Genomic DNA, 10,923 nt, shown 5'->3' with positions numbered 1-10,923 from the left:
GCGGGTGTAGGCGCCGGTCATCAGGTTGTCCTCGATGCTCAGGTGCGCGAAGCAGTGCCGGCCTTCCATGACCTGCACCACCCCGCGGTTGACCATGTCGGAGGTGGAGAGTTTCTCGATGCGCTCTCCGCGCAGCTCGATCGAGCCTTTGGTGACATCGCCGCGCTCGCCGGCCAGCAGGTTGCTGATGGCCCGCAGCGTGGTCGTCTTGCCCGCGCCGTTGCCCCCGAGCAAGGCCACGACCTTGCCTTCGGGCACCTGCAGGGACACGCCCTTGAGCACGAGGATCACATGGTTGTAGATCACCTCGATGCCGTTGACGTTCAGGAGAATGTTCGGAGTGCTCATGGGGCGTGTCACCAGGGTTTCAGATCACGTCAGACCAGGGCTCAGGACTGGCAGTCTTCCGGCTTGCGGCGCTCGATCTTCTTCTCGGCGGCGTACTTGTCGGCCGCGGCACGCACCATCGGCTTGAGGATCATGTCGTCGGCCTGCAGCCAGTCGGAGGTGAAACCCCACTTCTTGCCGTCCCAGGTGTGGACGCGCACCCAGCCGGCGCCGACGTGGTCCATGCAGCTCGTCGAGACCGGGCGCATCACGCCCGCGAAGCCCAGGCCGTCGAGCTTCTTCTGGTCGAGGGCCAGGTTCTCCAGGCCCCAGCGGACCTGTTCGCCCGTCATGACCTTGCCCTTGCCGAAGCGTTCCTGGGCGCGCTTGACGCCCTCGACACCCAGCATGGCCGACATCATTCCGCGCATGTAGAGCACCGAGCCAACCTCGTCCTTCGGGCCGGTGCCTTCGCCCTTGCCGTGGACCTTGGTCAGGATGTCCTGCACGACCTTGGCTTCCGGCTGCGCGCCGTGCTGCATGGCGGCGGCGTTGTAGCCCTTGGCGGCTTCGCCCACGTCCTTCACGTCCGGCTCGGCGCCGGCCCACCACACGCCGTACATCTTCTCGCGCGGGTAGCCGGTGGCGACCGCTTCCTTCAACGCGGTCGAGTTCATCACGCCCCAGCCCCAGAGCATCACGTAGTCAGGCTTGCTCTGGCGGATTTGCAGCCAGGTGGACTTCTGCTCCACGCCGGGCGCCGTCACCGGCAGCAATTGCAGCTCGAAGCCGTGGGTCTTGGCGCGTTCCTGGATCAGCGGGATCGGCTCCTTGCCGAACGGCGAGTCGTGGTAGACGAGGGTGATCTTCTTGCCCTTGAGGTTGGCGAGGCCGCCTTCCTTCTTGCCGATCTGCTGGATCAGCGCGTCGGCGGCGATCCAGTAGGTGCCCAGCAGCGGGAAGTTCCACTTGAACACGCCGCCGTCGGCCGATTCGCTGCGGCCATAGCCTGCGGTGATGAGCGGGATCTTGTCGCCGGGCGCTTTCTCGGTCAGCGCGAAGGTGATGCCGGTGGACAGCGGCTGGAACACGGTCGCGCCCTTGCCCTTCATGCGCTCGTAGCACTCGACGCCGCGGTCGGTGGCGTAGCCGGTCTCGCATTCCTCGAACGTGAGCTTCACGCCACCCAGGCCATTGGTCGCGTTGACCAGCTTCAGGTAGTCCACATAGCCGTTGGCGAAGGGGACGCCGTTGGGGGCGTAGGGACCGGTGCGGTACACCAGCACCGGGAAGAACTGTTCCTTGGTCTCGGCGAAGGCGGTCGGCGCGGCCAGCGAGCCGGCCACGGCGGCCAGGATGGAGGCAGCGAGGGCGAGGGACTTGAGTTTCATGGAAGTCTCCGGTTCAGCGGTGGTGGTGGAGTGAATCAGTGCAGGATCAATGCGGGAAGGGCCACAGGCGCAGCTTTTCCTTGCCGATGGACCACAGGCGGGCCAGCCCGTGCGGCTCGACGATGAGGAAGAACACGATCAGTGCGCCGAAGATCATCGAGGTCATGTGGGCGGCCAGCGCGGTGTCGATGGGGATGCCGAACAGTTGCGGCACGTTGTCCAGGAAGATCGGCAGCAGCACGATGAAGGCCGCGCCGAAGAAGCTGCCCATGATCGAGCCGAGTCCGCCGATGATCACCATGAACAGCAACTGGAACGAGCGGTCGATCGAGAACGCTGCCGGCTCCCACGAACCCAGGTGGACGAAGCCCCACAGCCCGCCCGCCACGCCGACGATGAAGCTCGACACGGCGAAGGCGCTGAGCTTGGCCTGGACCGGGCGGATGCCGATGACGGAGGCCGCCACGTCCATGTCGCGCATGGCCATCCACTCGCGGCCGATGTTGCCGCGCACGAGGTTCTTGGCCATCAACCCGAACACGCACAGGAAGGCCAGGCAGAACAGGTACTTCTGCACCGGCGTCTCGATGGGCATGCCCAGCACCTGCAGGCCCGAGACGCTGACCGAACCCGAGGACGAATCGAGCGTGAACCACTTGATGCGCAGGAAGCTCCAGTCGATGAAGAACTGCGCCGCCAGCGTGGCCACGGCGAGGTACAGCCCCTTGATGCGCAGCGACGGGATGCCGAACAGCACGCCCAGCACCGTCGAGCACGCACCCCCCAGCAGCAGCGCCGGGATCAGCGGCATGCCGTCGATGCGCAGGAAGAAGTTGTAGGCCGCGTAGGCGCCGACCGCCATGAACCCGCCGGTGCCGAGCGAGATCTGGCCGCAGTAGCCCACCAGGATGTTCAGCCCGAGCGCAGCGAGCGACAGGATCAGGAAGGGGATCAGCACGGCGCGGAAGGTGTATTCCGACGCCAGGAAGGGCACGGCGATCGCAGCAAAAGCGATCAGCGCCAGGACGCCGAGGCGGTCCTGCGTGATCGGGAAGATCTGCTGGTCCGAGCGGTAGCTGGTCTTGAACTGGCCGTTCTCACGGTAAAGCATGAAGGTGTCTCCGTGTTTCTTGTGGTGGTCAGACGCGGTCGATGATCTTTTCGCCGTACAGCCCTTGCGGACGCACCAGCAGGAAGACCAGCGCCAGGGCGTAGGCAAACCAGATCTCGATGCCGCCGCCGACCATCGGGCCGATGTAGACCTCCGACAGCTTCTCGCCGACACCGATGATCAGCCCGCCGATGATGGCGCCCGGCACCGAGGTCAGCCCGCCCAGGATCACCACCGGCAGCGCCTTCAGGGCCACCAGCGACAGCGAGAACTGCACGCCGAGCTTGGAGCCCCAGATGATCCCGGCGACCAGCGCCACGAAGCCCGCCACCGACCAGACGATGACCCAGATCCGGTTCAGCGGAATGCCGATGGACTGTGCGGCCTGGTGGTCATCGGCCACCGCACGCAAGGCGCGGCCGGTCGAGGTGTACTGGAAGAACGCCGCCAGCACCGCCACCATCGTCGCGGCGATCAATGCGGCATACAGGTCTTCCGAACCGACCAGCACACCGCCTTGGAACACGTTTTCCAGCAGAAAGATCGGGTCTTTCGGCAGGCCCACGTCGATCTTGTAGATGTCCGACCCGAAGAGCGTCTGGCCGGCGCCGTCGAGGAAGTAGGTGATGCCCAGCGTGGCCATCAGCAGCGTGATGCCCTCCTGGTTCACCAGCTTGCCCAGCACGTAGCGTTCGATCACCCAGGCCACGATGACCATCACGCCCATCGCGCCGATGAAGGCCAGGAGGTTGCCGAGGGTCTTGCTCTCGATGTGCAGCAGGTGCGGAATCCATTCGGCGAACCGCGCCATGGCGAGGGCCGCGAACAGCACCATCGCCCCTTGCGCGAAGTTGAAGACGCCCGACGCCTTGAAGATCAGCACGAAGCCGAGTGCGATCAGTGAATACAGCATGCCTGTCATCAGGCCGCCGATGAGTGCTTCGAGGAAAAATCCCATGTCAGTGCTCCCGTGACCGTGGCGTTCAGTGGCTGGTGCCGAGGTAGGCACTGATCACGTCTGGATTGGCGCGCACCTCGTCGGGCGTGCCATCGCCGATCTTCTTGCCGTAGTCCAGCACCACCACGCGGTCGGAGATGTCCATCACCACGCCCATGTCATGCTCGATCAGCACGATCGTGGTGCCGAACTCCTCGTTGATGTCGAGCACGAAGCGGCACATGTCCTGCTTCTCCTCGACGTTCATGCCGGCCATCGGCTCGTCCAGCAGCAGCACCTGCGGCTCCATCGCCAGCGCGCGGCCCAGGTCCACGCGCTTCTGCAGGCCATACGGCAGCCGCCCGACCGGCGTCTTGCGGAACGCCTGGATTTCGAGGAAATCGATGATGTGCTCGACGAACTCGCGGTGCGCTTCCTCTTCGCGGGCGGCGGCCCCCCAGCGGATGGCCTGCTGGAAGAGGTTGGTCTTCATCTTCAGGTTGCGGCCGGTCATGAGGTTGTCGATCACGCTCATGCCCTTGAACAGCGCCAGATTCTGGAAGGTGCGCGCCACGCCCATCTCGGCGACCTGCCGGCTGTTCATGTGGCTGAAGGTCTGGCCGCGGAAGCTGATCTTGCCTTCCTGCGGGGTGTAGACGCCGTTGATGCAATTCAGCATCGAACTTTTTCCCGCGCCGTTCGGCCCGATGATGGCCCGCACCTCGTGCTCGCGCACGTTGAAGCTGATGTCGGTCAGCGCCTTGACGCCGCCGAAGCGCAGGCTGATGTTGGCCACGTCGAGGATGACCTCGCCGATTTTCTTGCCAGTGTCGATCGTGGACATTTATGCGGCCCTCCGGACAGCGGGGAAGGTCTTGGTGTCGAGGATCTGCAGCGTGGCCGAGACGCTGCCGCTGCGGCCGTCCTCGAACTTCACGGCGATCTCCATGAACTGCTCGGTCTTGCCGCCGTAGAGCGCGTCGATCAGCACCGCGTACTTGTCGGCGATGGCGCCGCGCTTGACCTTGCGGGTGCGGGTCATCTCGCCGTCGTCGGCGTCGAGTTCCTTGTGCAGCACGAGGAAGCGGTGGATCTGGCTGCCGGCGAGCATCTCGTCCTGCGCCAGATCGGCGTTGGTCTGCTCGACGCACTCGCGCATCATCGCCAGCACCTCGGGCTTGCCCGCGAGGTCCGCGTAGCCTGCGTAGGGCAGGTTGCGCCGCTCGGCCCAGTTGCCGACCGCTTCCATGTCGATGTTGATGAAGGCGCACACCCGGTCGCGCCGGTCGCCGAAGGCCACCGCCTCCTTGATGAACGGGAAGAACTTCAGCTTGTTCTCGACGTACTTCGGGGCAAACATCGCGCCGTCGTGGACACCCCCCTGGAGCCGGCCGACATCCTTGGCGCGGTCGATGATCTTCAGGTGGCCGTGCGCGTCGATGAAACCGGCGTCGCCGCTGTGGTACCAGCCGTCCTTGGTCAGCACCTCTTCGGTGGCCTTGGGGTTCTTGTAGTACTCCTTCAGCAAGCCCGGCGACTTGATCATGATCTCACCCGAGTCCGCCAGCCGGATCTCCACGCCGTCACACGGCACGCCCACCGTGTCGGCGCGTGCTTCATGGTCGGGCTGCAGGCAGACGAACACGGCGGTCTCGGTCGAGCCGTAGAGCTGCTTGAGGTTGACGCCGATCGAGCGGTAGAAGGTGAACAGGTCCGGGCCGATCGCCTCGCCCGCCGTGTAGGCCACGCGCACCCGGCTCAGGCCGAGCGAGTTGCGCAGCGGGCCGTAGATGCTCAGGTCGCCCAGCTTGTACTTCAGCTTGTCCAGCAGGCCGACCGGCTTGCCGTCCATCAGCGCCGGGCCGACCCGCTTGGCCAGCGCCATGAAGGACTTGAACAGGCCCTTCTTCAGCGCACTGGCGTCTTCCATGCGGATGGTGACGCTGGTCAGCAGCCCCTCGAACACCCGCGGCGGGGCGAAGTAGTAGGTCGGGCCGATCTCCTTCAGGTCGATCGTCACGGTCGCGGCCGACTCGGGGCAGTTCACCACGTAGCCGCACACCAGCCACTGCGCGTAGCTGAAGATGTTCTGGCCGATCCAGGCCGGCGGCAGGTAGGCGAGCACCTCTTCGCTGCTGGTCAGCTTGTCGAAGGTGGCCCCGGCCTGCGCACGGTCGGTCAGCGAGCCGTGGGTGTGGACGACGCCCTTGGGGTTGCCGGTGGTGCCGGACGTGAAGAACATCGAGGCCACGTCCTCCGGGCGCACCGTCTCGATCGACTTCTCGAAGAAGTTGGCGTTCTGGCGCCCGTAGGCGTCTCCGGCGGCGAGCAGCTCATCGACCGATGCCAAGCCCGGCTCGCTGTACTTGCGCAGGCCGCGCGGGTCGTCGAACCAGATGTGCGCGAGCTGCGGGCACTGGGCGCGGATCTCCAGCAGCTTGTCCACCTGCTCCTGGTCCTCGACCACGGCGAAGGCGACCTCGGCGTTGTTGAGCGGGAAGACACACTCGGGTCCGGTGGCGTCCTGGTACAGCGGGATCGGGATCGCGCCCAGGCTCTGCGCTGCCAGCATGGTCATCGTCAGGCGCGGGCGGTTGTCGCCGATCACCACGATGTGCTGACCGCGCTGCAGGCCCGCCGCAGCCAGGCCACCGGCCATGCGGCGCACCTGTGCGGCCAGCGCCGACCAGCTCAGGGTCTGCCAGATGCCGTATTCTTTTTCTCTCAGGGCCGGCGCGTCGGGTCGGCGCTGGGCATGGTCCAGCAGCAGGCGCGGGAATGTCGTGGTCACGACGCGTCTCCTCGGGTGATGGGGCAAGGAAGGCAAGGGGGAAGTGCGGAACAGTGCATCGTGGGCACCAGGTCAATGGCTTCGGGGCCGGTTCGTTATGTGCTGCATCGTAGGATTCAGTTTGACGTTAGGTTGTCGGTCTGACGACAATCCTAGGGTGACTCCCAAGCGGAGTTTCCCGCCCTTGTCGGCACAGCCGGTGCTGGAGTCCTCTGCATGAGCCTGATTGCGCTGCGCGAGCGTTCGCGTGTCCCCACCGCCACCGAGATCGACCAGATCCCCTGGCTGTCGCAACTCTCGGCGGCCCACCAGTCGCTGGCGCTGCGCTCGCTGCGGGTGGTGCAGGCGGATGTGGGCGAGCAGGTCTGCCGCATCGGCCGGCCGGCGTCGTACTGGTTCGGCGTCATCGACGGGCTGCTGAAGATGAGCAGCGACAACATCATGGGCACGCCGATCACCTTCACCGGGGTGCCGCCCGGTGCCTGGTTCGGCGAGGGCACGCTGCTCAAGGGCGAACCCTACCGCTACAACATCGAGGCGCTGCGGCGCACGCTGGTGGCGGGGGTGCCGGTGGAGGTGTTCCATGACCTGCTGGAGCAGAGCCTGCCGTTCAACCGCTTCGTGCTCAACCAGCTCAACGAGCGGCTGGGCCAGTTCATCGCCGCCCGCGAGATCGACCGCATCAACGACCCGGATTCGCGGGTGGCGCGCAACCTCTCGGCGCTGTTCCATCCGGTGCTGTACCCAGGGGTCGGCGAGGTCTTGCGCATCACGCAGCAGGAGCTGGGCTACCTGGTCGGGCTGTCGCGCCAGCGGGTCAACGAGGCGCTCAAGGTGCTGCAGGCGCGGGCGCTGATCCGCATCGAGTACGGCGGGCTGCGCGTGCTCGATCTGGCGGGGTTGCGCTGTTACGGTTCACCGGGTTCCTGAGCCGCGGTGCGGGCGTCAAGTTCAACCGACCGGCGCCGACAACGACGGTGAACCCGTGTCCGATGGGTTCACCGTGCGCGCGGGCAGGGAGTCGGGTTCCGCGCAGACCGAATCCGCATGCCGCGTTGTCGTGTGTTGTCCTGGTGGAGTGGTCTGCTGGCGGTGTGGCTGCTGCTGTGGAGCGGTGCGGCCGTGGCGGGCGTGGCGCGGCTGGACACGCGCCAGACCGAGATCGATGTGTGGCCGCTGGTGTCGGCGGTGCAGGAGGCGCACCCGGTCTGGACGCTGTCCGAGGCGCTGGAGCACCAGGCCGAGGCCCGCCCGCCGACCGTGCCGACGTCGAATTTCGGTGAATTCCCGGGTGTCGCCTGGCTGTTCTGGTCGGTGGAGGTCGCCCCGGAGGCGGCGGGTGACTGGTTGCTCGACATCGGCTATGCCTCGCTCGACCATGTGGACCTGCAGGTGCTGCGGGTGGGCGAGCCGACGGTGGTGATCCGCAACGGCGATTGGGTGCGGCTGTCCGAGCGGCCCTTGCCGACGCGCACCCACGTCATGCCGCTGCGGTTGATGCCGGGGCGCTACACCCTGGTGCTGCGGGTCGAAACCTCGGGCAGCATGATCGTGCCGCTGCGGCTGGCGGCGCCCCAGCAGCGGCAGTTCCGCGAAGAGCGCATCCAGATGCTGCAAGGGCTGGCCACGGGCGTGGTGCTGTCGCTGCTGGCCTACAGCCTGGCGCAGTGGTACAGCCTGCGCGACCGCATGTTTGCCTACTACGGGCTGGGCGTGGGCGGGGTGGGCGTGTTCCAGTTCGCGTTCCAGGGCATGGGGATGCAGCACGTCTGGGGCGAGCACCTGTGGGTGTCGGTGCTGCTTCCACCGGTGTGCATCCTGCTGGGTATCCTGGGCACGTTCTTGTTCATCGACCGGGCGCTCGACATCCGCAGCCTGTCGCCGCGGCTGTCCAAGGGGATGCGGCTGGGGGCGCTGGTGTGCGCGGCCACCTTGGGGCTGCTGCTGGTCGGTGCGATCAGCTACCGCGATGGCCAGCAGGCGGCCAAGGTGCTGGGGCAGTTGCCGACGGTCCTGGCGCTGCCGATCGCGTGGCGGCGCTGGCGGGAGGGCGACCGGGCCGCCGGCTACATCCTGGTGGGCTGGAGCGTCTACACGGCCGGGGTGGTGGGGCTGGCGCTGCTCATCAGCGGGCGCATTCCGGCCACCCTGGTCACGCTGCATGTCTTTCAAGTGGCCTCGCTGACCGAGATGGTGATGTGGCTGGTGGTGGTGGGCATCCGGGTGGACGACCTGCGCCGTGCCGCCGAGCGCGACCGCCACGACGGCGAACGCCTGCGCCGGCTGGCCGACACCGACGCGCTGACCGGGGCGCTGAACCGGCGTGGCTTGCAGGCGGCGGCGCTGCCCATGCTGCAGCGGGCACGCACGCACAGTCTGGTCGGGGTCTACCTGCTCGACCTCGATGGCTTCAAGCCCGTCAACGACCAGCATGGCCACGCGGTCGGCGATGCCGTGCTGGTCGAAGTCTGTGCCCGGCTGGGCGCGCAGGTGCGGCAGGCTGACCGGGTGGCCCGCCTCGGCGGCGACGAGTTCGTGGTGCTGGTCAGCGAGCTGCGCGATGAGGCGGCCGCACGGCGCATCGGCGAAAAGCTGCTGCAGGCGCTGCAATCTCCGGTGGTGGTGGAGTCGCTGCAGTGCCGCATCGGCGCGACGATCGGCTATGCACTGGCGCCCGGCGATGGCCGTGATTTCGACCGCCTGCTCACCCTGGCCGATCAGGCGATGTACGCGGGCAAGCAGGCGGGCAAACAGCAGATCCGCCGTGCGACAGCGGGTTGATGGTGGATGTCAGCCCGCCAGTGTCTCGACCTCGAAGCCGACGAGGTTGCGCGCTGCTCGGCTGAACTCCACCCCGATCAGGTGGACGGGTTCACCTCGACCGCGGTACTTGTCTGCGTAGCCCAGCGCCTTGATCTGCTGCAGCGCCTCGCCCTTGGCGGCGTGCTCGACCACCTTGAACTCGAAGACGAAGACTTGGCCGTTGAACAGGAGGGCCATGTCGATGCGGCCGTGGTTGGTCGAGTCCTCCAGCCGGATGTCGAGGCCGAGCGCGGCGAAGTGGCTGTAGAAGACGCTGGCGTAATGGCCTTCGAAGCCAGCCAGCGGGTTGTTGCGGTACCAGTCGTGCGGGATGCTGGCGAACAGGGCACGCAGCAGCGGCTCCATCGCCGGCACGTCGCCGCGTTCGAGCACTTCAATGAGGTGGTTCTGGTTGTCGAACGACACCTGTGCCGGCACGCCATAGCCCTGCAGCAGTGCTGCGTTGAGGCTGGATTCGACCTCCCGGTTCGGATAACCCAGCGTGTAGACCCAACGGCCTGGCACCCGCTCGCTGGTCGATTGCAAGGTCAGGTAGCCGGTCTGGAACAGCAGCGCCTCGGGTTCGATCCGGTCCACGTCGAAGCTCGACAAGAGGCTCAAATTGCTGTGCAGGCGGTTGAGGTCGGGGGTGAAGAAACGCCGCTGGGTCAGCAGATCGACCAGGAAAGTGGGGGTGCCGGTCTCGAACCAGTAGGGTTCGAAAGTCCGGTTCTCGAACAGCAGCAGCAGGTCGAAGGGGTTGTAGACGCCGGTGCCACCCCAGTTGTAGCCGTTGTACCAGCGGCGGATCTCGTCGCGGTCGAGTCCGGGCAGCTCGGCGGCAAACACGGTGTTCACATCGACATCGGTGTAGCCGCACAGGGCGCTGTGGCGGGGATCGAGCGTGATGTCGCGCAGGTGGTTCAGGCCGGAGAAGAGGCTGACCTTGCTGAACTTGGACACGCCGGTCAGGAAGACGAATTTCAGGTGTTCGTCGCTGTCCTTGAGCACCGAGTACAGGTTTTTCAGCCCTTCTCGCATGGCCAGTGCCGCGGCCGGGTCGGTGATGTTGTCGAGGATGGGCTTGTCGTACTCATCGACCAGCACGACCACGGTGGCGCCTTGCTGGCGATGGGCCTGCTCGATCAGGTCGGCCAGGTCGTCGGCCACGTCGTCCGGGTCGATTTCCGCCGGCCGTGGCAGACCCAGGTCCACCCGGCTGCGGCGCAGGAGGCCACGGATGCGCCGGTCCAGTTCGGCGCGGCCGTGCAGCACGCTGCCGCCGAAGCTGATGCGGATGACCGGGTGGCGTTTCGACCAGTCCCAGCGGGTGTCGGCGGCGAGTCCCTCGAACAGCGGCCGGTTGCCTTCGAACAGCTCCTTGAAGGTGTCCACCAGCAGGCTCTTGCCGAAGCGGCGCGGGCGGCTGAGGAAAAACGCCTTGCCCGACGATTCGATCAGGTCGATCGCCATGCCCGTCTTGTCCACGTAGTAGCAGTCGCGCTCGCGGATCTCGCGCAGGTTCTGGATGCCGATGGGCAGTGGGCGGCGGGGCAGGGCGGCG

Annotated in this window: 9 protein-coding genes; 2 read left to right on the top strand and 7 right to left on the bottom strand. The window is 66.4% G+C overall.

Translation table 11 applies throughout. From position 1 onward, the window contains the following. The 6 genes from QZW52_RS16450 to QZW52_RS16425 form a co-directional block, all read right to left on the bottom strand. Positions 1 to 348 (bottom strand): ATP-binding cassette domain-containing protein (locus QZW52_RS16450; RefSeq protein WP_294000737.1); only part of this gene is annotated, 348 nt, incomplete at its 3' end. A 41-nt stretch (positions 349 to 389) separates the two neighbouring features. Continuing rightward, positions 390 to 1,718, bottom strand: a complete 1,329-nt coding sequence (locus tag QZW52_RS16445) for an ABC transporter substrate-binding protein (RefSeq protein ID WP_294000735.1) — start codon at positions 1,716 to 1,718, stop codon at positions 390 to 392. A 46-nt stretch (positions 1,719 to 1,764) separates the two neighbouring features. Continuing rightward, positions 1,765 to 2,829: a branched-chain amino acid ABC transporter permease gene (locus QZW52_RS16440; protein ID WP_294000734.1), complete on the bottom strand. Its 1,065-nt coding sequence runs from the start codon at positions 2,827 to 2,829 to the stop codon at positions 1,765 to 1,767. Between the two features lie 28 nt (positions 2,830 to 2,857). After that, positions 2,858 to 3,787 carry a branched-chain amino acid ABC transporter permease gene (locus tag QZW52_RS16435; protein WP_294000733.1) on the bottom strand — a complete coding sequence of 310 codons (930 nt, stop codon included), beginning with the start codon at positions 3,785 to 3,787 and terminating at the stop codon, positions 2,858 to 2,860. Positions 3,788 to 3,812: 25 nt separating this feature from the next. Beyond that, a complete protein-coding gene (locus QZW52_RS16430; RefSeq protein ID WP_294000731.1) occupies positions 3,813 to 4,610 on the bottom strand; it encodes an ABC transporter ATP-binding protein in 798 nt (265 codons plus the stop codon). Beyond that, a complete protein-coding gene (locus tag QZW52_RS16425; protein ID WP_294000729.1) occupies positions 4,611 to 6,557 on the bottom strand; it encodes an AMP-dependent synthetase/ligase in 1,947 nt (648 codons plus the stop codon). A 216-nt stretch (positions 6,558 to 6,773) separates the two neighbouring features. On the opposite strand from QZW52_RS16425, the gene QZW52_RS16420 reads away from it, so the two are divergent. Both QZW52_RS16420 and QZW52_RS16415 read left to right on the top strand, forming a co-directional pair. Continuing rightward, positions 6,774 to 7,487, top strand: a complete 714-nt coding sequence (locus tag QZW52_RS16420) for a Crp/Fnr family transcriptional regulator (protein WP_294000727.1) — start codon at positions 6,774 to 6,776, stop codon at positions 7,485 to 7,487. A gap of 117 nt (positions 7,488 to 7,604) precedes the next feature. Then, positions 7,605 to 9,338 (top strand): diguanylate cyclase domain-containing protein, encoded by a 1,734-nt coding sequence (locus tag QZW52_RS16415; RefSeq protein WP_294000725.1) that lies wholly within the window; start codon positions 7,605 to 7,607, stop codon positions 9,336 to 9,338. 9 nt (positions 9,339 to 9,347) lie between these two features. Here the strand turns inward: QZW52_RS16415 and QZW52_RS16410 are convergent, their stop codons facing one another. Then, on the bottom strand, positions 9,348 to 10,916 hold the full coding sequence (locus tag QZW52_RS16410) for an ATP-binding protein (RefSeq protein WP_294000739.1): 1,569 nt from the start codon (positions 10,914 to 10,916) through the stop codon (positions 9,348 to 9,350). Positions 10,917 to 10,923 lie beyond the last annotated feature (7 nt).

The sequence above is a fragment of the Sphaerotilus sp. genome, assembly GCF_013299175.1.
Taxonomy (GTDB): Bacteria; Pseudomonadota; Gammaproteobacteria; order Burkholderiales; family Burkholderiaceae_C; genus Sphaerotilus.
Note: the sequence above shows the minus strand (reverse complement) of the source record. Positions and strands in the feature narration are given on the sequence as shown.